23 protein-coding genes and 4 tRNA genes are annotated in these 24,699 nt (G+C 47.6%); 24 read left to right on the forward strand and 3 right to left on the reverse strand.

All coding sequences use genetic code 11. The features are described from left to right. Positions 1–115: 115 nt before the first annotated feature. A complete protein-coding gene (hpf, locus tag ACOSVP_RS09295; protein ID WP_055461501.1) occupies positions 116–433 on the reverse strand; it encodes a ribosome hibernation-promoting factor, HPF/YfiA family in 318 nt (105 codons plus the stop codon). Positions 434–680: 247 nt separating this feature from the next. Between hpf and ACOSVP_RS09300 the strand changes: the two genes are divergently transcribed. From ACOSVP_RS09300 to ACOSVP_RS09345, 10 genes are all read left to right on the forward strand, one after another. Continuing rightward, positions 681–1,520 carry a DnaT-like ssDNA-binding domain-containing protein gene (locus ACOSVP_RS09300; protein WP_487347219.1) on the forward strand — a complete coding sequence of 280 codons (840 nt, stop codon included), beginning with the start codon at positions 681–683 and terminating at the stop codon, positions 1,518–1,520. Continuing rightward, on the forward strand, positions 1,429–2,232 hold the full coding sequence (locus ACOSVP_RS09305) for a replication protein P (RefSeq protein ID WP_487347220.1): 804 nt from the start codon (positions 1,429–1,431) through the stop codon (positions 2,230–2,232). The genes ACOSVP_RS09300 and ACOSVP_RS09305 overlap by 92 nt, the downstream gene beginning before the upstream one ends. A 219-nt stretch (positions 2,233–2,451) precedes the next feature. Continuing rightward, entirely contained in the window at positions 2,452–3,093 is a 642-nt protein-coding gene (locus ACOSVP_RS09310) for a response regulator (protein ID WP_487347221.1), read from the forward strand. A 10-nt stretch (positions 3,094–3,103) separates the two neighbouring features. Beyond that, complete coding sequence (uvrC, locus tag ACOSVP_RS09315) at positions 3,104–4,921, forward strand: excinuclease ABC subunit UvrC (RefSeq protein ID WP_487347222.1); 1,818 nt, start codon at positions 3,104–3,106, stop codon at positions 4,919–4,921. Between the two features lie 48 nt (positions 4,922–4,969). Continuing rightward, a complete protein-coding gene (pgsA, locus tag ACOSVP_RS09320; RefSeq protein ID WP_487347223.1) occupies positions 4,970–5,530 on the forward strand; it encodes a CDP-diacylglycerol--glycerol-3-phosphate 3-phosphatidyltransferase in 561 nt (186 codons plus the stop codon). 138 nt (positions 5,531–5,668) lie between these two features. Further along, positions 5,669–5,743: transfer RNA gene (locus ACOSVP_RS09325), tRNA-Gly, on the forward strand. Between the two features lie 23 nt (positions 5,744–5,766). Further along, positions 5,767–5,840, forward strand: a tRNA-Cys gene (locus ACOSVP_RS09330). A 15-nt stretch (positions 5,841–5,855) separates the two neighbouring features. Continuing rightward, positions 5,856–5,942, forward strand: a tRNA-Leu gene (locus ACOSVP_RS09335). Between the two features lie 42 nt (positions 5,943–5,984). Beyond that, positions 5,985–6,058: transfer RNA gene (locus ACOSVP_RS09340), tRNA-Cys, on the forward strand. A 271-nt stretch (positions 6,059–6,329) separates the two neighbouring features. After that, positions 6,330–6,596, forward strand: coding sequence for a DksA/TraR family C4-type zinc finger protein (locus tag ACOSVP_RS09345; RefSeq protein WP_487347224.1), 267 nt, complete (start codon positions 6,330–6,332; stop codon positions 6,594–6,596). 63 nt (positions 6,597–6,659) lie between these two features. Here ACOSVP_RS09345 and ppsA read toward each other — a convergent pair whose 3' ends face one another. Then, positions 6,660–9,056 carry a phosphoenolpyruvate synthase gene (ppsA, locus tag ACOSVP_RS09350; protein WP_487347225.1) on the reverse strand — a complete coding sequence of 799 codons (2,397 nt, stop codon included), beginning with the start codon at positions 9,054–9,056 and terminating at the stop codon, positions 6,660–6,662. A 182-nt stretch (positions 9,057–9,238) separates the two neighbouring features. Here ppsA and ppsR point away from each other — a divergent pair, with 182 nt between their 5' ends. The 14 genes from ppsR (at position 9,239) to ACOSVP_RS09420 (ending at position 21,234) form a co-directional block, all read left to right on the forward strand. Then, the gene (ppsR, locus tag ACOSVP_RS09355) at positions 9,239–10,042 is read left to right on the forward strand and encodes a posphoenolpyruvate synthetase regulatory kinase/phosphorylase PpsR (RefSeq protein ID WP_487347226.1); all 804 of its coding nucleotides are present in this window, start codon (positions 9,239–9,241) and stop codon (positions 10,040–10,042) included. A gap of 318 nt (positions 10,043–10,360) precedes the next feature. Next, complete coding sequence (rnr, locus tag ACOSVP_RS09360) at positions 10,361–12,946, forward strand: ribonuclease R (RefSeq protein ID WP_487347227.1); 2,586 nt, start codon at positions 10,361–10,363, stop codon at positions 12,944–12,946. A 30-nt stretch (positions 12,947–12,976) separates the two neighbouring features. Further along, the gene (rlmB, locus tag ACOSVP_RS09365) at positions 12,977–13,741 is read left to right on the forward strand and encodes a 23S rRNA (guanosine(2251)-2'-O)-methyltransferase RlmB (protein WP_055461491.1); all 765 of its coding nucleotides are present in this window, start codon (positions 12,977–12,979) and stop codon (positions 13,739–13,741) included. 55 nt (positions 13,742–13,796) lie between these two features. Continuing rightward, entirely contained in the window at positions 13,797–14,834 is a 1,038-nt protein-coding gene (gene cobT, locus ACOSVP_RS09370; protein ID WP_487347416.1) for a nicotinate-nucleotide--dimethylbenzimidazole phosphoribosyltransferase, read from the forward strand. Continuing rightward, entirely contained in the window at positions 14,824–15,597 is a 774-nt protein-coding gene (locus ACOSVP_RS09375) for an adenosylcobinamide-GDP ribazoletransferase (RefSeq protein WP_487347228.1), read from the forward strand. The genes cobT and ACOSVP_RS09375 overlap by 11 nt, the downstream gene beginning before the upstream one ends. Next, positions 15,597–16,178 carry a histidine phosphatase family protein gene (locus ACOSVP_RS09380; protein ID WP_487347229.1) on the forward strand — a complete coding sequence of 194 codons (582 nt, stop codon included), beginning with the start codon at positions 15,597–15,599 and terminating at the stop codon, positions 16,176–16,178. The genes ACOSVP_RS09375 and ACOSVP_RS09380 overlap by 1 nt, the downstream gene beginning before the upstream one ends. A 9-nt stretch (positions 16,179–16,187) precedes the next feature. Then, positions 16,188–16,808 (forward strand): trimeric intracellular cation channel family protein, encoded by a 621-nt coding sequence (locus ACOSVP_RS09385; RefSeq protein ID WP_487347230.1) that lies wholly within the window; start codon positions 16,188–16,190, stop codon positions 16,806–16,808. 2 nt (positions 16,809–16,810) lie between these two features. After that, a complete protein-coding gene (gene cobO / locus ACOSVP_RS09390) occupies positions 16,811–17,422 on the forward strand; it encodes a cob(I)yrinic acid a,c-diamide adenosyltransferase (RefSeq protein WP_487347231.1) in 612 nt (203 codons plus the stop codon). 81 nt (positions 17,423–17,503) lie between these two features. Then, complete coding sequence (locus ACOSVP_RS09395; protein WP_487347232.1) at positions 17,504–17,959, forward strand: DUF2753 family protein; 456 nt, start codon at positions 17,504–17,506, stop codon at positions 17,957–17,959. Between the two features lie 190 nt (positions 17,960–18,149). Continuing rightward, positions 18,150–18,767, forward strand: a complete 618-nt coding sequence (locus ACOSVP_RS09400) for a YitT family protein (protein WP_487347233.1) — start codon at positions 18,150–18,152, stop codon at positions 18,765–18,767. Between the two features lie 151 nt (positions 18,768–18,918). After that, complete coding sequence (locus ACOSVP_RS09405) at positions 18,919–19,632, forward strand: pseudouridine synthase (protein WP_487347234.1); 714 nt, start codon at positions 18,919–18,921, stop codon at positions 19,630–19,632. Between the two features lie 41 nt (positions 19,633–19,673). Next, entirely contained in the window at positions 19,674–20,051 is a 378-nt protein-coding gene (locus tag ACOSVP_RS09410; protein WP_487347235.1) for a DUF2750 domain-containing protein, read from the forward strand. Between the two features lie 28 nt (positions 20,052–20,079). After that, the gene (locus ACOSVP_RS09415) at positions 20,080–20,580 is read left to right on the forward strand and encodes a HugZ family pyridoxamine 5'-phosphate oxidase (protein ID WP_487347236.1); all 501 of its coding nucleotides are present in this window, start codon (positions 20,080–20,082) and stop codon (positions 20,578–20,580) included. Positions 20,581–20,601: 21 nt separating this feature from the next. Beyond that, the gene (locus ACOSVP_RS09420) at positions 20,602–21,234 is read left to right on the forward strand and encodes a TetR family transcriptional regulator C-terminal domain-containing protein (RefSeq protein ID WP_487347237.1); all 633 of its coding nucleotides are present in this window, start codon (positions 20,602–20,604) and stop codon (positions 21,232–21,234) included. A 5-nt stretch (positions 21,235–21,239) separates the two neighbouring features. On the opposite strand, the gene ACOSVP_RS09425 is transcribed toward ACOSVP_RS09420, so the two are convergent. Next, a complete protein-coding gene (locus ACOSVP_RS09425) occupies positions 21,240–24,698 on the reverse strand; it encodes a hybrid sensor histidine kinase/response regulator (protein WP_487347238.1) in 3,459 nt (1,152 codons plus the stop codon). Between the last annotated feature and the right edge of the window lies 1 nt (position 24,699).

Here is a 24,699-nt window from a genome sequence, read left to right on the forward strand (position 1 = left end):
ACCTATGACAGACTATGCGGGCGTAAGTTCCAAAGTTCAATCAATAAATCTGTCTCACAAACGAACACGCCCGCAAAAAGCGGGCGTGTAGGGAAATTTGTTAAATGAATCAATGTTATGAAGCGACAGCCGCTTTATGATTACCTGAGGCTTGTTTGGTTTTGTGTTTGTCCACTTGGCGGGCAAGTTTCTCAATCATGCCATCAATTGCATGGAACAAACGATCTTCAGATGAAGCAGTGGCAAACAGTTCTTTGCCTGGCAAGTGTATTCGTGCTTCTGCTTTCTGTTCTTTACTGTCCTGAATAAGCGTCACGTTGACTGAAGTGATCTGATCACTCAATTTAGCAATTTTGCTCATTCGTTCATTGATGTGATCTTTGATAGCTGGAGTGATGTCGACGTGGTGACCAGTAATATTTATTGTATACATACAACTTTCTCCTCAGTAAAGTTGGCCGATTGTTGAAGCCAGAAAGGCGTCTAACTTCGCGGCACATTTCCAGCATAGGAGTCTAAAAATTCCCTGTCAACAGGATTTCATTGTAAAGAAATGTGCCTGTCATAGTTTTGTGAAAGTCCTATTTTTTGCGCTTGATTCATGCCTAAAAAGCGAGTTATCGTGCTAAAAGCTTTGCCGTTTGGTAAACTGAATAACCCCGAATGAAATGGTCGTATCTATGGCTGCCCCAGATTTTCTGTTACCCGTCTCGTTTAACTTAGCCTGTGAACTTGGCCTTGAGGAAAGTGTTTTACTGACCTACTTGCAACAAAAAGCCCACCATCTTGGTAATCGCCAGATGAAAATTTCTCATAGAGAATTGGTCGATATGTTGCCTTTTTGGACTTCTCCTTATGTAGTACGTCTCTTGAGCAGCTTGCAAATGGCGCAAGCGTTACAGTTCCGTCGTACAGAAACTGGTCTAGAAATATTGCTAGAGCAACAGGAAGGGCAACGTTCAGCCGCACCGTCGACAGCGCGTACTCGCAACGTCGAGGCGCCTCAACAAGCGACAAGTCCACAAAATGATGAGCTGATGAGTAAACTGTCTCGTCTACAAAACGAAGCGTCAGATAAAGCCAGTGCACCGCAAGCACAGTTTACTCAGCGCTCACGTACATCGACGATGGCAGAAGCTCCGACACCAGTGATGCCTTCGTCAGCACAGGATCGTCGAGGATTATCGGATTTTGATCTATACCTAGAAGCAAAGGAGCGTACGCGTCAGCCTGATCAATGGCTTCCAGAAGACGCTACCTTTGAGCAAATTCAGCAGGCGGGTATTGAGCGAGCCTTTGCAGAATCCTTACTCGCTGAGTTTTTGTTACGCATAAAAGAACAGCGTAAAAATGTTCGTACTTGGAACAGTGAATTTTTCAAATACGTAAAACGTCAATGGCAATACAAGCAATCGGATCGTCAATCCTATGAAGGAACCGCAACCTATTCAGCAAATACTAAATCCAATCGCGAGCAAGTTAGCAACGCCCTCACCAACATCCACGACACAGACTGGTAGTGAGCGCGAACCAAACCAAGCCGCGCAGGAGGCAGAGCAGCGTACTCGTGTATTGGTGAATATGCTGTTTGCGCGTTTTAAGGCGATTTATACCCATAAATTTGCCTCGGCTTATGCTACGACGGAAGAAGTAAAGCTTGCTAAGAGAGAGTGGGCGATTGCATTAAAAGGTTTTCAAGAACCATTATTGGCTTATGCGGTAGAGCGCACGAAAGAAAAGTATGCCTGGCCGCCAACTATATCTGAGTTTTTATCGGTGATCCAAACCGCCTATCGCGCTTATGGTCTACCTGAGCCACGTCAGGCCTATATGGAAGCCTGCAGTTGTCGTCATAAGCCTCAGGAGAAAGCTTGGTCTCATCCTGCAGTGTATTTTGCCGGCGCAGAAACCGGTTGGCATTTCTTAAGTACGGAAGATGAGCGCACTTCGTGGCCAGTTTTTGAAAAGCATTACACCGGTTATGTTGATAAAGTCATTAATGGCGAGAAACTGGTGATTCCAAAACCTGTGATGATCGAAGATAAATCTGCACCGGTATTGGAGTCATTACTTGCAGAGATTGCTGATGCATTGCAAGTAAGTGAAAGTGATGTAGCACCACATTTGTACTATTTATATAAAACACAGGGTACAAAAATCCGTGCGCAGTACCGTGAACGTGCGTTAGAAGCGTTGGCAAAATTGGGGTACAAAGGGAACTTACCTAGTTAGAAAAAGCATAAAGCTTCTAGGGTGATATAAGCTTTTGGTTATGACTTTAACAAAACACTACAAAGCGATCTTGAGTTAATCTGAGGGGTTAGCGTAAAGAGCAATTTTCTGTCGTTATCTCTTACAAATAGCTACCTTAAGTAAGAGATTATTACTGTTCGCAAAGATTCGTAAACGATAAAATTGTGTGTTGAGTTTCATGCTTTAAATGAGGTAAAGATGCGTAAGGTTCTGATCGTCGATGATCACACCATGGTGTGTGAAGGGATAAAGCGTGTCATTGAAGACATTCCAGGGGTACTAGTGTGGGGTAGTGTACACAGTGGTGAAGAAGCCCTGAAGGTGCTGCGTCAGGAGCACATAGATGTTGTTTTAATGGACGTACATATGCCTGGGATCGGCGGACTGGGGGCTACCTTAGAAATTGCGCGCTTACACCCGAATACCAAAGTGATTGCGTTGTCTGCGATTGACGATGCTCCTTATCCAGCTAAAATGATGGAAGCGGGCGCGAGTGGTTATGTGGCCAAGGGCTCTGACCAATCAGAATTGGTAGAAGCATTGGAAACCGTGTTCCAAGGCAAACAATACCTATCCCGTGTTGTGGCACAAAAAGTAGCGCTGGCGAAAACCTCTAAAAATGGCAGTGATTCGCCGTTCGGTGAGCTGTCTGAGCGTGAGCTGCAAGTGGCACAAATGATCGTTGATTGTGTCAAAACCAAAGAAATTGCCGATCGTTTAAACGTTTCCGATAAAACCGTCAGTACCTTCCGTAAGCGTATTTTTACAAAATTAGACATCCAAAGTGATGTTGAACTAGCACGTTTAGCCATGCGCTATAACGTTTTAGGCCTCGTATAAAGGTAAATTAGTGTCCCAAGATTTCGATCCTAAACACTTCGTTCAAAACCTCACAACACGCCCTGGCGTTTATCGAATGTATGGCAAAGGAGAATTGCTATACGTTGGTAAGGCAAAAAACCTCAAAAATCGAGTGTCCAGTTATTTTCGTGCTACAGGGTTAACGACTAAAACGATGGCATTGGTGAGTCGCATTGATGCCATCGAAATCACGGTGACAAAAAGCGAAACCGAAGCCTTGTTGCTTGAGCAGACTTTGATTAAGCAACATCGTCCGCCCTACAATATTTTGCTGCGTGACGATAAATCTTATCCTTATATTCTCATTTCTAATCATGAGCATCCGGCGATCTTATTCCGTCGTGGTGCTAAAAGCACAGAAGGCAAATTATACGGCCCCTTTCCAAGCGGTGTGGCGGTCAAGGAAAGCCTGATTGCCATGCAAAAGGTATTTCGGGTGCGTCAGTGTGAAGATTCTGTTTATGCCAACCGCACACGCCCCTGTTTGCAATATCAAATTAAGCGTTGTTCCGCCCCTTGTGTGTCGTTGATTAGTGATGCGGATTACGCTGAAGACGTGCGTCACGCGCACATGTTTATGCAGGGCAAAAACCAAGAATTGACGTCGGAATTGACAGAGCAAATGTCGGCCGCAGCAGCGGATATGGAGTTTGAGCGCGCGGCGGCGCTGCGTGATCAAATCATTCAGTTAAAGCACGTACAAGAAGAGCAGCATGTCTATGGCCAAACGGGTGATGCGGATGTGATTGCGGCCTTGATTCAACCGGGCGGTTTCTGTGTACATGTGATGATGGTACGCCAAGGCAAAGTCATTGGTAGCAAAAGCCATTACCCGAAAATGCCGATTGAGATAAATGAATCAGAATTGTTGTCTTCATTTATCGCACAGCTATATATCGGTGGCTCTCAAGAATTACCTAAGTCTCTTATCTTAAGTCATGAGATTGAAGACCAAGAAGCAATTGAAAATGCCTTGCTGGAAACCACACAAAAGAAAATCGAAGTCACCAGTAATGTGCGTGGACAGCGAGCCCGTTGGTTAGATTTGGCCAAGCTAAACGCTGAGCAGGGCCTACAGGCGCGCTTAACTGACAAGCGTAATCATTTTAGTCGCATTACCGCATTGCAAAAGGTGTTGGGTTTTAAAGAACCGCCGTTGCATATGGAATGTTTCGATATTTCCCACTCCAGTGGTGAAGCTACCGTGGCGTCCTGTGTGGTGTTTGGGCCTGATGGTCCAGACAAGAAACGTTACCGCTCTTTCAACATCGAAGGTGTTGAGCCTGGGGACGATTACGGTGCCATGCATCAAGCGTTAACGCGCCGTTATAAGCGCGTTAAAGAGGGTGAGATTCCGGCACCCGATGTGTTGCTGATTGATGGTGGTAAAGGGCAGTTGTCACAAGCCGAAGCGGTGTTAAAAGAGCTTGGCTTGGTCGATATCTTCTTATTAGGGGTAGCGAAAGGGGATACCCGTAAGCCAGGCCTTGAAACCCTGTACATAGGGTCTAAAGAAGACGAAGTGGTATTGCCGCCGGATTCATCCGCTTTGCACTTGATTCAGCATATTCGTGATGAGGCGCACCGTTTTGCAGTGAAAAATCACCGCCGTCGTCGTGATAAAAAACGCCGCCATTCGGCGTTAGAAAATATTCCAGGTATTGGTCCCAAACGCCGTAAAGATCTATTGACCGCCTTTGGCGGTTATCAAGAATTGTTAGCGGCCTCGCAAGAGGATATCGCTAAAGTCAAAGGTATCGGTGGAAATAAAGCGCAAGAGATATACCTCTACCTTCATAAAAGTTAAGCTAAGCCCATCTTTAAGTGTTGGGCATTCTTTTTAAAAAGGCTTTTAATGAACATTCCAAACTTTCTCACGTCATTACGTATCTTCCTGATTCCCGTGTTAGTGGTGGTGTATTTCCTACCTTGGGAAGGGCGCTTTTATGCCAGTGCGGCCATTTTTGGTATCGCGGCGATCACTGATTGGTTGGACGGTTTTCTGGCCCGCGCTTTAAATCAAACTACCCCTTTTGGAGCCTTCTTTGACCCTGTGGCAGACAAAGTCATGGTATCAGTGGCGTTAGTGGTCTTGGTGGCTGAGTACGACAGTGTATTAATGACCTTGGCCAGTGCCGTGATTGTCGGCCGTGAAATTGTGATTTCGGCGTTGCGAGAATGGATGGCTGAGATGGGCAAACGTGCCAGTGTCGCGGTGTCCTTTGTCGGCAAAGTCAAAACCACCATGCAAATGGTCGCGATCTTTATTTTGTTATCCAACGCACCTGATACAGGCTGGGCATACCTTGGTTTATTCGTTTTAGTGATCGCCGCATTGCTAACACTTTGGTCCATGTACATCTATCTGAAAGCCGCTTGGCCAGAGCTGACATCGAACGATTCCAGCAAAGGTTAGTTATTGTTGTATAAGGAATAATCTCTCTCGGTCGCTATTTGTACAATTTCAATAAAAGTGACTGAGAGAAGAATTTATTTAATATAATCCCTTGACGTATCGATCTATTTCTATAGAATACGCTCCATCTTTTGAGACGCGGGAATAGCTCAGTGGTAGAGCACAACCTTGCCAAGGTTGGGGTCGCGAGTTCGAGCCTCGTTTCCCGCTCCATTCTCTAAAGATTTACTGATTGAGGCCGGATGGCAGAGTGGTCATGCAGCGGACTGCAACTCCGTGTACGCCGGTTCGATTCCGACTCCGGCCTCCATTTCAGTAGAGTCTAGCCCGGGTGGTGAAATTGGTAGACACACAAGACTTAAAATCTTGCGATAGAAATATCGTACCGGTTCGATTCCGGTCCCGGGCACCATTTGGTGCCTTTTTGATTTTTAAGGCTAGATGATTTTATAGAGGCCGGATGGCAGAGTGGTCATGCAGCGGACTGCAACTCCGTGTACGCCGGTTCGATTCCGACTCCGGCCTCCATTTAAATCAAGTATCTCCTTGCTCCAGGTAAATCCCTTCTTTTCTTCTAATTGCCCTTAAATGTCAGCTTAACCTTGGCTTACATAAAATGGCTATGTCTATTTTGTCTATTCTCTTGCCAGTGATTTCTTTAGCTTTAATTGCTTAAATCCGACGCATTTAAAGGTCAATCTGCCTGAACATTGGCTTCCCAATACTGGCTATTGCCGCTGGAGTGATCAGTTTCTATACTGATAAGATGTTTCATTTTTAAGTCAGTGTTGGAGAGCATATGGCCAGTGGTTGGGCGCATGATGGCGCGGTACAAGATCAAATTGACGCAACAGTAAACTCAGCGGTCGAGCGTGCTCGTAGCCGCCTGACAGTCGGTGATAGCCTAGAGTTTTGCGAAGAGTGTGATGCTGAGATTCCTGAGCGCCGTCGTCAGGCGATCCCTGGCGTACGTCTATGCATTGCCTGTCAATCTGAATTTGAAAACCACGATAAAGCCCAAAGCATGTACAACCGTAGCGGCAGTAAAGATAGTCAGCTACGTTAATATTATTGCCTGCAAAAAAAAGCCCCGCATGAAGCGGGGCAAAGAACCTAGAGAGTGCTGCGATTAAACAGCGTTCTGACTCAATGAAGCGTTCTTGGTGATTACTTCATTAAGATGCAGCCATGTTTCAACCACGGTGTCTGGGTTGAGTGAAACACTTTCGATGCCTTGTGCTACCAACCAATCAGCAAAGTCCGCATGATCGGATGGGCCTTGGCCACAGATCCCCACGTATTTGCCTTTTGCCTTACAGGCTTCAATGGCCATTTTCAGTAGCTTTTTAACGGCTGGGTTACGTTCGTCAAACTTATCGGCGATCAAGCCAGAATCACGATCTAAGCCAAGCGTTAGCTGAGTTAAATCGTTTGAACCAATTGAGAAGCCATCAAAGAATTCAAGGAATTCATCGGCAAGCAGAGCGTTTGATGGCAATTCACACATCATAATGACTTTTAGGCCATTCTCGCCGCGCACCAAACCATGTTCCGCTAGCAGCTCAATCACCTGTTCCGCTTCTTCCAGAGTACGTACAAACGGAATCATAATTTGTACGTTGGTAAAGCCCATTTCATCGCGCACACGGCGCATGGCCTGACATTCTAAAGCGAAGCAATCGCGGAACGATTCATCGATGTAACGCGCCGCACCACGGAAGCCTAACATCGGGTTTTCTTCGTCAGGCTCAAACTGTGGGCCACCGACCAAGTTGTGGTATTCGTTAGACTTAAAGTCGGACAAGCGCACAATTACAGGCTTATCTGCGAAGGAACAAGCCAAAGTTGCCACGCCTTCTACCAGTTTATCCACGTAGAACTCAACTGGACCTGCGTAACCTGCGGTACGGAAAGTGATTTCTTCTTTTAAGCCCGCATCCATCTTGTCGAAGTTCAGTAGTGCTTTAGGGTGAATACCGATCATACGGTTGATGATGAATTCAAGGCGCGCCAGACCCACGCCAGCATTCGGTAGCATGGCAAAGTCAAAGGCACGGTTCGGATTCCCTACGTTCATCATCACTTTAACCGGTAGTTTAGGCATATTGCCCACTTCTGAGGTCACCACATCAAATGCCAAGGCGCCTTGGAAAACCACGCCCATGTCCCCTTGGGCACAAGAAACGGTGACTTCTTGACCGTCTTTTAGCGTACTGGTGGCATCGCCGCTACCGACCACTGCTGGAATGCCTAGTTCGCGGGCAATGATGGCAGCATGACACGTTCGGCCACCACGATTGGTAACAATGGCCGATGCCTTTTTCATGATCGGTTCCCAATCTGGGTCGGTGATATCGGTAACCAAAACATCACCTTCTTGAATGCGGTCCATTTCCGTAATGGAGCTAAGCACCTTCACTTTACCTGAGCCAATTTTATGACCAATGGCACGGCCCGTAATTAGCACTGGGCCAGTGTCTTTCAGGTTGTAGCGTTCCATGCTTTGCGTATTGGCTTGTGAGCGCACGGTTTCTGGGCGCGCTTGCACGATGTAAAGTTTGCCATCGATGCCATCTTTGGCCCATTCGATGTCCATCGGACGCTGGTAATGCTGTTCAATAATCATCGCCTGACGTGCCAGATCTTCAATTTCGTCATTGCTTAAGGCGAACTGATTTTGCTGGTCAAGGGTGACCGGTACTATCTTCACGAATTCGTCACTGTCAGCTTCAGCGTATTCCATTTTTTGAGCTTTACTGCCCAAGGTTTTACGCACGACGGCTGGTCGGCCTGCTGTTAGTGTGCCTTTATGAACATGGTATTCATCTGGATTGACGGTGCCCTGTACCACCATTTCCCCCAAGCCGTAGGCGGCGGTAATAAACACCACATCGTTAAAGCCTGATTCAGTGTCTAGGGTGAACAGCACGCCAGAAGCGCCAATATCACTGCGCACCATTTTCTGAATGCCTGCCGATAGGGCAACACCCTTGTGTTCAAAGCCTTGGTGGACGCGGTAAGAGATGGCGCGATCGTTAAACAGCGACGCAAACACTTGCTTGATGGTCAGCTTGACGTTGTCTAAGCCTTGCACGTTTAAGAAGGTTTCTTGCTGACCGGCGAAAGAGGCATCTGGTAAATCCTCAGCGGTTGCAGAAGAGCGTACCGCAAAAGATGCGCCTTGGTTGTCATTAGCAAGCTGAGCGTAAGCTTGTTCGATTTCTTGATTGAACTCGTCAGAGAAAGGGGCTTCTTCAATCCAGGTACGAATCTGCTTGCCTGCTTGTGCTAGAGCGTGCACATCGTCCACGTCTAGTGTGTCGAGCAAATCGTGGATTTTTTGGTTAAGACCACTTTCTTCAAGGAAGGATTGATAAGCATAAGCGGTCGTTGCAAAACCATTAGGAACTTGAATACCTAAATCGGAAAGGTTGGAAATCATCTCACCTAGAGACGCGTTCTTTCCACCTACTTCACCTACATCATCAAGGCGCAGATCACTAAACCACTTAATAAAATTGCTCACAGTGTACCTCAGCTTGTTACATTAAAATTATTATCGAGTCGCTGTTATTCACTTGCTAAAACCGAGCAAGTGAATTCATTGTAAGAAGAGGCGGATCAATGAATAAAATCGATTATTCGATGTTGTTTTATTTCAATCAGCTTTTTTAATGTAGTTGCTTTACACCAAAATGGAGGTGATTTGTGAAGGTTTATTTTGTGTCCGACGGAACAGCAATCACGGCGGAAGTGTTTGGCCAAGCCATGCTGTCCTTCTTTGATGTGGCAGTTAAACAGCAAAGTGTGCCGTTTTTATCGACCCTAGATAAGGCCCATGGCTTCTGTCAGCAATTACAAGAAGAAGCGGACAAAGGTGAGAATACCTTGGTGTTTTTCACCATTTCCGACCCGCAAATTCGCGCTGTGATAGAGTCCTGTGAAAGCCATTGTTACAACATTTTTGGTGATTTATTGTCTCCAATTGAGAAAGCGTTAGGGGTGCCCGCGCAGCCCAACGCGCAAAAAGCCCATGGTATTAAAGAGGGGATTTATGACGGCCGTATCGACGCCATTAACTACGCCTTAGCCAATGATGATGGGGCGTCGGTTAAAAATTATGATGAAGCGGAAATCATTCTGTTAGGCGTGTCGCGCTCTGGTAAAACCCCCACAAGTTTATATTTGGCGATGCAATACGGTATTAAGGCGGCTAACTATCCTTTAACGGAAGACGACTTCAATAGCGCAGGCTTACCCAAAGTGTTGAAACCCCATAAACATAAGTTGTTTGGTTTGACCATTGATCCCGAGCGGTTGCATCAAATTCGTACCGGACGTATGGCGGCCACTAAATACGCCTCAGCGCGCCAATGTCGTTATGAATTGGACGAAGTAGAAGCCATTTATCGCCAAGAACGCATCCCATTTTTGAATACCACCAGGCTGTCGGTGGAAGAAATTTCCACCAGAATCATGGCTGAGATGCATTTAAGCCGAAATCGCGGCTAGGCCAAAGAGGGCTTAATCTATCGAAGAAGTTGATTGATCGGCTGTTTTGAGTGTTTTCTGATCTAAATTAAATGTTTTTAGTCATAAAACCGTAGCAGAAAGCGCCTTTAGATAGGGCTCGATCAGGTAAGAGTGACACGGATATCGCGGTTTTGTAGTGTTATTACCAAGATGATCCTTGATTGAAGTTGCAGCTATGATGAAGATTGTCATGCTGGTTAGAGAGTATTTTTTAAGAATAACTTATACTTACCCGCATTAATAAACACACAATAAGAAGTGCGCAATGACGTGCTTCTGTTAATAGGACGGTACCGTTTGAGTAAAAACAACATTCAAGACCCATTTCGAGATCGGGAAGCATCAAAATATGACAATCCCATTCCGAGTCGCGAATACATACTAGAGCACATCGCCTCGGTGGGTCGTCCTGTTACTCACCCAGAACTTTGTGAAGCGTTTGGCTTAAAAGATGAAGATTCCATCGAAGCTGCGCGTCGCCGTTTAATTGCCATGTGCCGTGATCATCAGCTGGTCAGCAATTTTGATGATGCTTATTCTCCTATCGTAGAAAGCGATTTGATCGAAGGTTACGTGCAAGGCCAAAAAGATGGCCATGGTTTCCTATTACGCAAAGACGCCGACGACGTTTTCTTATCACCACGCCAAATGCAATCGGTAATGGATGGCGATCTTGTGGTCGTTCGCCTATCGGGCAAAACCATCAAGGGTCGCTTGGACGGTGTCGTTGTTGAAATCAAAGAGCGTAAGCACAGCACACTGGTGGGCCGTTACTACGAAGAAAGCGGCTCAGCGTTTGTGACGCCAGAGAACCCACGCATTTCCCAAGACATCATGATCGAACAGTCTTCTGGTCTATCACCGAAGCATGGTCAATATGTCTTGGTGGAGATCGTCACTTATGCCGAGCGTCATGTGGCCGCGAAAGGCATCGTGAAAAAGATCTTAGGTGACTTTATGGCGCCAGGTCTTGAGATCGATGTGGCGATTCATCAATACGAGATTCCGAATGAATGGCCAAAAGAAGTGCTGCAGCAGGTCAGTCATTTCACCACTGAAGTCGCGGAAGAAGACAAGTTGAATCGTGTTGATCTGCGTCAAACGCCATTTGTGACCATTGACGGTGAAGACGCTCGTGACTTTGACGATGCGGTGTACTGTGAAAAAACACCGGGTGGCTGGAAGCTGTTTGTTGCCATTGCTGACGTATCGCATTACGTGAAGAAAAACTCTGCATTGGACGAAGAAGCCATCTTGCGTGGTAACTCGGTGTATTTCCCAGGTCGCGTTGTACCAATGTTGCCAGAAGTACTATCGAACGGTCTGTGTTCATTGAATCCGAACGTGGATCGTCTAGCCATGGTGGCAGAAATCTCTTTGACCACTCGCGGTAAGATGCGTGGTTACAAGTTCTACGAAGGTATTATTAACTCCCACGCTCGTCTGACCTACTCAAAAGTAGCCAAGATGATTGAAGCGGAGCCTGATGATCAAGGCCTTGAGCTACGTGAGCGTTACAAAGATATCGTTTCTCATATTGATGATCTCTACGGCCTGTACCAAGTACTGCGTGCGTCTCGCGAAGAGCGTGGTGCGATGGACTTCGATACGGTGGAAACCCGTATGGTGTTCGATCAGAACGCTAAGATTGAGCAAATCGTGCCGATTGAGCGTAACGATGCCCACAAGCTGATCGAAGAGTGTATGTTGTGCGCCAACGTCGCTTCCGCTGAACTACTGTTGAAAGCGAACTTGCCAGCCTTGTTCCGTATCCACGAAGGCCCGCGTGAAGAGAAGCTGTTAGCTCTGCGCACTTACTTGTCTGTGCTCGGTCTTGAGTTAGGCGGTGGTTTGAAACCCACACCAAAAGATTACGCTGACCTTGCTGATAAAATCCGTGATCGTGCCGATGCCCGCAGTATTCAAACCATGTTGCTGCGTTCTATGTCGCAAGCGGTGTATCAGCCTGATAACGTTGGCCACTTTGGTCTGGCATACGATGCTTACACCCACTTCACTTCACCGATTCGTCGTTACCCTGACTTATTGGTACACCGTGCGATTCGCTATTTGATTCGTGGTGACGGCGCGCCAAAAGTGGCTCAAGCTTACAAAGTACCTGGCTCAGTGACGTTAAAAGCGAACAAGATCTACGGCTATGACGAAGCGGCCATGGATGAGTTGGGCGACAGCTGTTCGGTAACGGAACGCCGTGCTGACGAAGCCACCCGTGATGTGGAGTCTTGGTTGAAGTGTCAGTACGTTGAGCAACATCTAGGTGATGAGTTCAATGGCATTGTGACCGCGGTAACGCCATTTGGTTTGTTTGTTGAACTAGGTGGTCTATACGTTGACGGTCTAGTGCACGTATCCGGTTTAGGGGATGACTACTTTGTCCACGACCCTGAGCATCAAGCCATGATTGGTGAGCGTACCGGCAAAGTTTTCCGTCTAGGCGAAAAAGTGCGTGTTACGGTATCCGGTGTGAACCTTGAGCAACGCAAGATTGACTTGCAAATGCTACAAGGCCGTCCAACGCCGAAAAAACGTATGGATCGCGACGAGTTGTCTGAGCTAGAAATGCAGCTAGCACAATTACCACCGATGGAATTAGGCGGCCGCGTGAAGCCGAAAACTCGCCCAGATCGTGAAGGTCAAAAGGCGCCAGCGGACGAAGAGTGGGGCAATAAGCCGAAGAAGTCAGGTAAGAAAAAAGACGACGGCAAAGGCAAGAAACCGCGCTTTAAGAAGTCTTCTAAAGCTTCGGCGTCAGCAGGTAAAAAACCTGCTACGGCTAAGAAGGCGACTGGCACCAAAGCTAAAAATGCTAAGCCTAAGGCTAAAAAGAAAAAGAGTAACGCCAAAGCGCGTGTTCGCGATTAATTAGACCAATAGAAAGAGTGTGTTAGCCAAATGGCAGATTTAGATTGGGTATACGGCATTCATGCCGTAGAAAACGCGCTAGGCCAAGATGGTAAAGTGAAGGAAGTGCGCCTACAGGAAGGGCGCGACGACAAAAAGATGCAACGCATTATCAAGTTGTGTCAGTCGCAGAAAATTCGTGTTAATCAGGTGCCACGTCGCGACTTGGATCAGCTGTTTAGCAAAAGCAAAGAACGCATTGTCCACCAAGGTGTAGTAGCTCTGGCAGAAGTCACCAAAACTGGTGATGAGAAAGATCTAGAGCGTTTGGTGAAAAACCTAGATGCTGTGCCTTTGATTGTGATTTTGGACGGTGTGACCGATCCTCATAACCTAGGTGCTTGTCTACGTAGTGCCGATGCAGCGGGTGCCCATGCGGTGGTGATTCCGAAAGATAAATCTGCATCGATCAACGCGACAGTAAGCAAGGTAGCTTGTGGTGCCGCGGAAAGCATGCCAGTGTTTTCGGTGACCAACTTGGCTCGTACCATGAAAATGTTACAAGACCTTGGCGTATGGATCTTCGGGACCGCAGGGGAAGCCACGCAGACGCTATATGAGCAAGACTTAACGATTCCTACGGCGATTGTTATGGGCGCAGAAGGCGATGGTATGCGTCGTCTGACTCGTGAGCAGTGTGATTACCTGATTAAGCTGCCAATGGCAGGGGTAGTGACAAGTCTAAACGTATCGGTTGCCACCGGTGTGTGTCTCTATGAAGTTGTGCGTCAGCGTGCGGTAAAAGCAGGTTTATAACCTGCTTTTTTATGTCTGAAACCTTTGTGAGGTGCCTGTGTTAAAAGCCTTCCAAGTGGCTCCTTTGAGCCGTGAATTAGACCAAGATATCCAACACAAAATCGATTTCAAAACCAAACCCCCAGGTTCTCTAGGTGGCTTAGAGCGCATCGCTTTTCAAATGGCGCGCATCCAAAGAACACTTGTGCCTAAGCTTGAAAAAGCACAAATGCTGGTGTTCGCCGCAGATCACGGTGCCGTGGACAAAGGCATCAGTGCCTTTCCACAAGAAGTGACACCACAGATGGTGGCGAACTTTTTAGCCGGTGGCGCAGCGGTGAGCGTATTTTGTCGTCAACATGATGTGGCGCTAAAAGTGGTGGATGTGGGTGTGAAAGTCGATATGCCCGATCATCCTTTGCTGTCAAAGCGTAAGGTTGCTTACGCCAGCCAAGATTTCTCCGAACAGGCGGCTTTAACGCTCGATGAAGTGAATCAAGCGTTAGCGGCAGGGGCTGAGGAAGTCGATGCGTGTCAAAACGCCGATATTTTATTGTTCGGTGAAATGGGCATTGGTAATACCGGCGTGTCTTCTTGCATGATGAGTGCAATCACTGGCACCCAGCCAGAGCAAACCGCAGGTCGTGGCACCGGTCTAGATGAAGCGGGCGTGTCAAAAAAAGCGCAGATTATCGCTGCGTCTCTTAAGCGTGCCGAGCAAGCGCTAAACAAACCGGTGGGTGAGTGGGCACCTTGGGAAGTGGCAACACAGGTGGGGGGCTTAGAAATCCTCGCTATGTCAGGTGCCATGCTGCGTTCAGCGGAGCTGGGTAAGCCGTTTGTGGTGGATGGCTTTATTTGTACCGTGGCGCTGTTGTTTGCTAGTAAATTACAGGCGGCGGTAACGGATTATGCCATCTTTGCCCATCAATCTAACGAGCAGGCCCATCAAGCCTTGTTGCAGTACTTTAACGCGGAACCGATTCTGAAATTGGATCTACGTTTAGGGGAAGGCTCAGGTGCCATCTTAAGTTATCCGATTATCAAAAGTGCCGTGGCCTTCTTTAATGAAATGGCCAGTTTTGAATCAGCAGGAGTGAGTAATGCGTCTTGATCTGGATTGGCAAGGCTTTAAACGATCACTGGCGACCTACACGAGAATCCCATTAAACATCGATTGGGATACCACTAAAAAGCACACGCCAAGCGTGTGCTTTTTGCCATGGGTGGGCGCTTGGGTAGCACTGTTCAGCGCTTGGCCACTGTTGTTTAGTGGCTGGTCGCCAGAATTCCAAGCACTACTGATGATGCTAAGCGCGGTGCTGCTCACGGGTGCATTTCATGAAGATGGCTTGATGGATGCCTGTGATGGCTTAGTCGGTGGCTGGAATCAAGAACAACGCTTAACCATTATGAAAGACTCCCGCGTGGGCAGTTACGGTGTGTTGGCGGGCATCTTCTGTTTCGCCATCAAATGGTGGTTACTGAGTCAGTGGATTACCAAGTCACTTTGGCAAGACGGCATGTTGTTTGTGTTACTCGGTTGGATCACTGTGCATGTGGCCGCGCGCTGGTTGCCGTTAGGCATCATGACCACGATGAATTATGTCAGTTTAGGGCAGAGCAAAGCACAGTCCATGATTGCTGATATCAACATTCGCGGAGCTGTCTGGATAGCCCTATCGATGGCTTTCATTATCACGCTCATTGGTATCAGTGCCTGGTTCTCTATTTTGTCGGTATTGGTAATGGCTGGCTTTGCCTGTGGCTTGTATCTGTGGCGTCGCATCAATGGCTATAACGGCGATACCTTGGGCGCAGTGGAACAAATTGGCGAGATCTTGGTATTGTTTACCTTGCTAGGATGGCAAGCTTAATGAAGTTGTTGCTGTTGCGTCATCCGAAGCCGAATGTCGAACAAGGCTTATGTTATGGTCAAACGGATGTGCCGCTGGTGACCGATTGGCAGCAGGATGCTGAGGCGATTCAGGCTTGGTTGGCGCAGCAGTTTCCGGAAAAGTCTTGGCAGTTTTACCATAGTCCGTTGCAGCGTACGCGATTGCTGGCAGAGGCGCTGAATCCAGATTCAGCGCCAGTGGATGCGTTAAAAGAAGTGGATTTTGGCACTTGGGAAAATCGCCTTTGGAGTGATATTCCAAAAGCGGAGATTGATGCTTGGCTAGAGGCGTTAGTGGATGGGGCGCCCTATCAAGGAGAAAGCTTGGTCGAGTTACTAGCGCGAGTGATGACTTGGTTTGAAGGTATTAAGCAGGCTGACCAAGACACGGTATTGGTCACTCACTCAGGGGTGATTAAGGTATTGGTCGCGTCTTTGTGTGACATGCCGTTAGCACAATGTTTTCGTTTCAATCCTAGTTATTCAAGCATTACTGAGCTGGACATTGGCGACGGCTATGCCATGCTCAATCGTTTAGGCGCAGGGGACTGGGTAAAATAGGAGCTTAATATGTTGCTCTATATGCTGGGCATGATTGGTATTGCGGCGTTTGCCATCACCGGCGTGATTTCGGCCGGGCGGCGCAATATGGACATCTTTAGTATCGTTTTATTAGGGATGGTGGCATCTCTAGGGGGCGGTACCATTCGAGACGTGGTGCTAAGAATGGACTCGGTATATTGGGTCGAGGACACCTCTTACTTATGGGTAGCGATCGTCTCGTCGATGTTTGCCTTCTTTGGCGTGCGAGTGATTGAGAACCGTCAGCGCGTGTTCCACTATGCCGATTCCTTCGGTTTGGCGCTATTTACGGTGGTCGCCACGGAGAAGGTATTAAGCCAGGGATTTTCCCCCATTATCGCCATTACCATGGGGGTGATTACGGGTGTCGCCGGTGGGATTATTCGAGATTTACTGAGTGACCGTGCGCCGCTCGTTTTGGGTAAAGAGTTCTACGCCACGCCTGCGTTTTTAGGGGCCATGTTGGTGGTGCTACTGGAACAAAATCTGCCTTGGCATGAATATAACTCGATTTACGCCACCTTCCTTATCTTTATACTGAGAATCCTCGCGATTCATAAAGGCTTGTATTATCCAAGCTGGTTACTATTCAAAAAAAGAGATTCATAACAATGGAGAGAACCCCAGAACAGCAAGCGCAAATCGAGATGGCCAAGCGCTTGAAGAAAAAAGAAGTGGTGGATAAGAAAATTGCCGCGGCCACCGAAGAGCGTGGCGTGTCGATTTTGCTAACCGGTAATGGCAAAGGTAAAAGCTCGAGCGCGTTTGGCACTATGGCGCGTGCGTTAGGTCATGGCCACAAAGCGACCGTGGTGCAGTTTATCAAGGGCCGTAAGGAAACCGGTGAGCAGCTGTTTTTCGGCCAGCACCCGCAAGTCGATTTTCATGTGATGGGCCATGGCTTTACTTGGGAAACCCGTGATCCAGAGTTAGAGCAACAGGCCGCCAATCAGGCCTGGGAAGTCGCAAAGCAGGCCCTAGCGGATGAGAACATCGACTTTGTACTGCTGGATGAAATTACCTACATGTACAAGTACGGCTATCTTGAAGTAGCAGATTTGATTCAAGCGCTAGCCCAGCGTCCAGCTCATCAAAACGTGATGATGACAGGCCGCACCGCTCCACGAGAGCTATTAGACAGTGTTGATACCCACAGCAAAATCGCTAACGAGCGCCATGCGTTTGAGTCTGGCGTAAAAGCACAACCAGGTATTGAATGGTAAAATGAGAATATTTCTCATTTAATTGGACTTCTCTTCTTTTCTAGATGATAATCATTCCTATCAATAGGGAAGGAGGATTCCATGATTTACTGGCAGCATTTAACTCGTCAAGCAAATGCAGCACATTCTCGTGCCGCATACTCCGATGCCCTAGAGCTGGGGCGCAAAGCGTTAGCCTGCGCCGAAGCGACCTTTAAAGATGACTTTGCTAACGATGCTGAGTCTGCTGTATCTGCTGTGATTGTCAGTTACTTGAATCTAGCGGAAACATCCATTTCTATGAAAGAGTGGCTGCAAGCCAATGAATACTTTGAGCAAGGTGTTCATTTTTTGCAAAGCATCATAGTCACTCCCAATCTTCAGCCGGAGCATCGTGATCTTATCGAGCAAACGGCCAACCATATTCGTTTTGAATGGGAGCTGTTCTCACAGACTTACGGCAATAAACTGGCCGTGGCAAAACGCAGCCATCGAATCAACTGGCTGAAACAGCGGACTCAACCAGCACCAGAATGGCAGGTCAGTTATGGTTACTGATGCGCTAATGTTGGTGCTAGGCGCCATGCTCTGCTGGCAGGTCTGGTGTTTGCTCCAATCACATTAAGGTGTACATAAATGTAGACACTTTGTGATGGCCGATTCCTTTTCAGAATCTACAGCCCATAGAGTAGGGACATGGCAGCGACTAAAATACACACTCTATTGATTTATTGAGTGTGAGGTTTCCATGTCATCAGCGGTGGCGAATATTCAGCGACATACTAAGTTAGAAGATGTTCAAGGTATCCTCACCGGTACTATGCTGATTGCGTTGGGGATTAACTTTTACAATCAAGTCGGCTTAGTGACGGGCGGCACAGCGGGGATTGCGTTCCTATTGAATTATCTGACGTCGTTTACCTTTGGTCAGATTTTCTTTGTCATCAATCTGCCGTTTTACTGGTTGGCGATTCGCCGTATTGGCTGGGAATTTACCTTAAAAACCTTTGCATCAGTGTTCTTAGTTTCGGCCTTTACCGATCTGACGCCGATGTTCTTGCAATTACAGGATATCAATCCTGTCTATGCGACGGTGACCGGTGCCTTCTTGATTGGGGTGGGTTTTGTGGTGTTGTTTCGTCATAACGCCAGTCTAGGTGGCTTGAATATCCTAGCGCGCTACCTGTTCCAAACCCGTGGTGTACCGATTGGTAAATTCATGATGGCGGTCGATTGTTCCGTGGTATTTGCCTCTATTTTTGTCGTAGACCTTGAACTGCTGGCGATTTCGATTCTAGGGGCTGTGATTCTGAACTTTATGTTGGTGATGAACCATAAGCCAGGTCGTTACAGCGTCAGCTTCTAAACAGCTTTTCTAATCTTCATTTCTTAAACGTTGCGGGTCAGGTATGATGGTCATCATGCCGTTATGGCTCGCAACGTCGCTTTATGGCGGCTTAGCGTGCAGCAAACGCGCGTTATTTTTTATTCCAATCGAATGAGCCAGCCAAATTCCTATGTCAAAACCTTTCACCGATGCCGTTGTGCGTTTAGATTTTTATGTGTCCCATACCCTAGGTCTGTCCCGAAAAGAAGCCAAAGTAATGATTGGCAAGGGCCAGGTAAGCGTTAATGGCGCGCAAGTCAAAAAAGCCAACCATTCAGTGCAACAATCGGATGTTATTCATTGTCGTGATGAGCTATTAGCTTGGCCACAAGAAAAGTACTTCTTGTTGAATAAGCCTGCAGGCTATGTGTGTGCCACGGAAGATGGTGAGCATCCTGTGGTATTGGATTTGATCGCGGCACATGAGCAAAAGGATCTACGCGTGGTGGGCCGCTTGGATATGGATACCACAGGCTTTCTGCTGTTGACCACTGATGGTCAATGGTTGCACCGCATTACCTCGCCCAAGAGCGATTGCCCAAAACGCTACCGTGTTTGGACCGCTGAGGAAGTCAGTGATGCCGCGCTAGCCGAACTGGAGCAGGGCGTTCAGTTAAAAAGCGAAGAAGGTTTAACCAAACCTGCTAAAGCCGAGCGTATCGCCAGCAATGAGATCTTACTGACCATTAGTGAAGGCAAATACCATCAGGTGAAGCGTATGTTAGCGGCCACTGGTAACAAGGTTGAGCGTTTACACCGTGAGGCGATTGCCGAGTTGGCGCTAGGTGATTTAGCAGAAGGCCAGTACCGAGCGCTAACGGCAGACGAAGTGGCGCTGTTTTAAGCCGATACATTGATTTAATACTATTGATTAGAGACCCCAAAATGAGCGAAGAATTAAGCCTAGATCAACGAATTCAGCTATTAGCCTCTCCAGATGATGTACGTTTGGAGTATTTTGTGAATAGTGTGAAAGACAGCAAGGTTGTTTGGAGTTTGAGTAACGAAGACGGCTTTGTCATGGTAGAAACCGATGAAGGCGATTGCGTCATGGTTTGGCCGGATGCGGACTTTGCCGCGCAATGGGCGATTGACGAATGGGATGACTGCGAGCCAGTAGAGGTGTCATTGGAAACCTTCCAGAGCATGTGGTTGCCAAGTCTAGAGCAAGACAACATCACTATCGCTGTGTTCCCAAACATTGAAGATGAAGGCAAGTTAAGCAGTGCGGCTGAATTAAAGGCACTGTTAGCCGACGCCTAAGATTGAGTTAACTAGGGTGAGGTAAACTTTGAAAAATCAGCGCTTGGCGACGGAATTAGAGCAAGAGATAGCGGCATTTTTAGAGGCCAAGCGGTCTCTGATGTTAGCCGTAGTTGATGCGCAAGGTTTACCGATCGCTTCTTACGCGCCATTTGTGGCGCACCAAGGGGACCTCTATATTTTGGTGAGTGCGCTCGCGCATCACACTGCAGCATTGGGAAATGCTAACAATGCGTCGGTCTTGATCATTGCTGATGAAGCCGATTGCGATACTGTATACGCCAGAAGACGTTTACAGTACGACATGGTCGTCGAGTCTGTGGTTCGAGATAGCGAACACTGGCAAATCATTGGAGAAGCACTGTTGCAGCGTCACGGTGACATTGTAGCCCAGCTGCTGCAATTGGGTGACTTTCAAATGTTTAAGCTAAGTCCACGTAGTGGGCGTTTTGTTAAAGGTTTCGGGCGAGCCTATGAGCTGGCTCCAAACACACTCGTATCGGATCAGTTAGATCCTATACGTGGTTAAATCGAAGGAATATGAAGACTCATGAGTAAGCGTCAAGCCAACCGTGAAGAAGTGTTTTCGCGTATTTTAGAAGCGGCTGAAATTGAATTTGGGCTGAAAGGTTTTGGTGGAGCGAGTCTGCAGCACATCGCAGAGCGAGCTGGGTTGCCTAAGCCGAATATCGTTTACTACTTTCACTCCAAAGCGAATCTGTACAAGCAGGTGTTAAATAACATCGCTGACAGCTGGAATGACTTGTTTGATAAAGCCACGGCCAGTGACGATCCTGCGCTGGTGTTAGACAGTTTTATACGCACCAAGCTTCGCCAAAGTTTTGAAAATGGTCGCTCTTCTCGTATTTTTGCCCAAGAAGTCATTCAAGGTGCGCAATACATTGGCGACTACCTAAAAGAAGATCTGCGCCCTTGGTTGCAATCTCGTGTCGGTGTGATTGAGCAATGGATCGATACGGGCAAAATGCGTAAGGTGGATCCTGTCGCCTTGATCTTTATGATTTGGTCAACAACCCAGCATTACGCGGACTTCGAGGCCCAGATCTTTGCTTTGACAGGTAAAGAGCAATACGACGAAGCAGATCTACATCGTGTCGGGGATACCTTAAGCGAAATCATTCTACGTGGTTGTGGTTTAACACCACCAGTGCGCCAAGCCTAATCGGCTTAGCTTCTCTGCGTAATAATATGCTGTACCAAAGCCCGTAATTTTGCGGGCTTTGCTGGTTTTGGCATATAGGAAATCTGTTTGTTCTCACACAACTCCGCCAACTCATCGGTACGCACTGCGGTAATCAGTACCGCGGCAATATCGTGCTGGAAACGCTGACGTAAGCGTTCAATCAATTCCACGCCATCCTGTTGATCATTGAGTTGATAATCCATTAACAACAATTCTGGGATGGTCTCGTCCTCGGCCGCCAAGGCATCTTCGTAACGGCTAAAGGTTCGGTAGGTACAGTGCCATTTATCCAGCAAGGCACTCATGGCTTCTAGGTTATTGGGATCGTCATCAACACACCAAATATGGCACATGGCCAAGGCTTTATTAATCTTTGTTAAGGTGATGGTCTCAGGCTTAGTCGCAGGTTGGGCATTTTGTCGCGCATGCGGTACCAGAATTGTGAAGCAGCTACCTTTATGTGGTTTAGAGCGAACTTGGGTAGAAACGCCCAGCAGCTTTTGCATACGGCGTACCAAGCCTAAGCCTAAGCCCATGCCTGGTTCACGGTTATTTTCCCAGCGGTAGAAGTCGTCGAAAACCTTTTGCTGCTCCGCGGCAGGAATACCGACCCCAGTATCCCAGACTTGAATACGTACATGTTGTTTTGTTGGGCGCACGGAAATCAGCACGCGACCTTTCTCCGTATATTTCACCGCATTAGAGACAAAGTTCTGGATAATCCGGCGCAGATAAATCGGGTCACTGTGCACTCGGCTGGGACGAATATGAGTGCTCAGCTTGAGACCTTTGCTTTCAGCGATCATACCAAACTCTGCCACAATCGGTTCGATAATGGGTTGTATGTCTGTGTCCACTAGCGTGGGTTTGATCGCACCTTGGTCAAGTCGAGCAATTTCCAACAGGGTCGAAATCAGTGTCTCGGTGGATTCTAATGAGTCACTTAATTTATTCAGGGTTTTCGCTGAGTCCTCGGGAAAGTCACTGTCTTGTAATGCCCCCAGGTAAAGTTTGGCGGCATTCAATGGTTGCAAAATATCGTGGCTGGCTAACGCCAAAAATTCTGTTTTCGAGGCGTTGGCGCGCTCAGCTTCGGCTTTGGCATCCATCAATTCTTGCTCAGCTTGGGCACGGCGCTCAATTTCCTGCATCAGCTCTTGGTTAATGCCTTGTACTTCTTGGGTGCGTGCCACCACACGTTTTTCCAAATCAATGTTGGCATCTTTCAAGGCTTGCTGGCTTTCAATGTGTTCAGTGACATCGGTGAAACTGGTAACAAAGCCGCCATTGGCGAGCGGGTTGCCGACCATCTCAATCACGCGACCATTAGCACGGCGGCGTAAGAAACGGTGGCCGGTGCCTTTGCGCAAATGCTCAAGTCGTTTGTTGACCAATTCTTCCAGCTCGCCCACGCCACACTCGCCGTTAACGGCGTTATAGCGAATCAATTCCTCTACCGGCAGACCGATTTTTAACATACCTTCTGGGTAGGGGTAGAGCGAAGTATAGGTCTTGTTCCAAGCCACCATGCGCAGCTCTTTATCGACCACACTGATGCCGTGGTCGAGATTGTCCAAGGAGATAAACAGCAAATTCTGGTTAAATTGGATCGCCTGTGTGGCTTCATCCAAATAGGTCACCATCTCTTCGACCTTGATTTGCTTGTCGACTAGCAAAGAGTTAATGATGGTGCGAGCAGACGAGCCCCCCAACACGCCACCGAGAACCCGTTCACAGTATTCGATAAAGAGTCGTGTGGGACGTTGGTTATTGGGTAATTCTTCGGCGTAGTTCTGCTTAAAGTTATTAATCACCTCAGCGCATTTTTGTTGGCCTAAGAAGGTTTCAAGTAAGACAAATAAATCGCTGTTGATGGCTTTGCTTTTGGGTTTAAAGAAGCGGTTTTCTACTTCCGAGGTGGGCGTGACAAACGCAGTGGCTTGAATACGATCGACCAAGCGCTCATTTGCCAGCAAGGAGCCAAACACATAGCCAATAATATTAGCGATTAGACTGATTAAGGCCCCATAGCTAATTAACTCGGCGCGGGATTCGTAGTTGCCTAAGGTTAGCTCAGAGTTCCCTGTTATGGGTAATAGCATCCAAAGGAACCAACATAAAAAGCCCAACGTCAGCCCAGCGTAAACACCGTAGGCGTGGCCGCGCTTCCAATACAAGCCACCGATAACCGCCGGCACCAGTTGGAAGACCAACGAAAAGGCAATCAGACCGGTACTGGATAGGGATTCGCTGTTGGCCATTTCTTGGTAATACACAAACGATAGGGCCAAAATCCCCAACATGGCGATGCGTCGTACCAGTAAGATTTTGCGGTTGTAAGTGGGTAAGCCTTGATTTTGATTGTTGTTGCGCGCCAGCATCAGGGGCAGGATCACATCATTGCTGATCATAATGCTTAAGGCGAAGGTCGCGACGATTACCATGGCCGTGGTGGCAGACATACCGCCTAAAAACATCAGCATTTGCAGGGGCAAATTCTCTGATTCCAAGGCCAGTTGAATCACATAGGTATCGCCATTGATATCGCTACTAAACAGGCTTTGGCCCGCGATCGCAATGGGCGGAATCAGCATGGCAAAGATAGCGAGATAAAGCGGAAAGACCCAGCGTGCCGTATTAGATTGGCGCTCATTCTGATGATCGACCACGGTCACGTGGAATTGACGAGGTAAACAGATCACCGCAGCGGCGGCCATCAGCGTTTGCATGATAAATGGGAATGAAGAGAAGGTGTCACTGCTCCACACCTCTAAATCGGCATCGGCAATAAACTCAGTAAAACTACTATGAGGCACGGCGAAAATCGCCACCATGCCGACGGCAATAATGGCCATCAGTTTAAATAGGGACTCGCTACCGATCGCCAGCATCATGCCGGAGCGGTATTCCGTGACTTCCACTTTTCGTGTACCAAACAGCATGGCGAAAATGCCAATTAAAACCGTGGCGATAAATACTACTAGACTTGCGGAGCTCTCATCTTGGTTCACGAATAGGGCGAAGTTTGAGCCAATCGCTTTAAGTTGCAGGGCGATGTAGGGAATCACCGCTAACATACAGATTAGAATGACGACTGGGGCCGTCAATGGACGTTTTCCATAACGGGAGGAGATAAAGTCAGCCACCGAGGTAATGTTCTGACGACGGCTAACAAAAATCATTTTTCGCAGCAGGCCAAAGCCAAATAGATAGAGCAGTACGGGCCCAAGCAAGATAGGTAAATAGCTCCAGCCGGAACGAGTGGCTTCCCCAATGGCACCGTAAAAGGTCCAAGCGGTACAGTAGATAGCAAGCGAAAGGCTATACACCAATGGATGACGAGTAAGTCGCTTAGCAATCGGGCTGTCTTTGTCGCCCCAATTGGCAATCCAAAACAGACCTAAAATATAAAGAATCGCGAGTATTACCCAAAAAGCCGTCATG

The organism is Marinomonas sp. HM11-D (genome assembly GCF_057626615.1).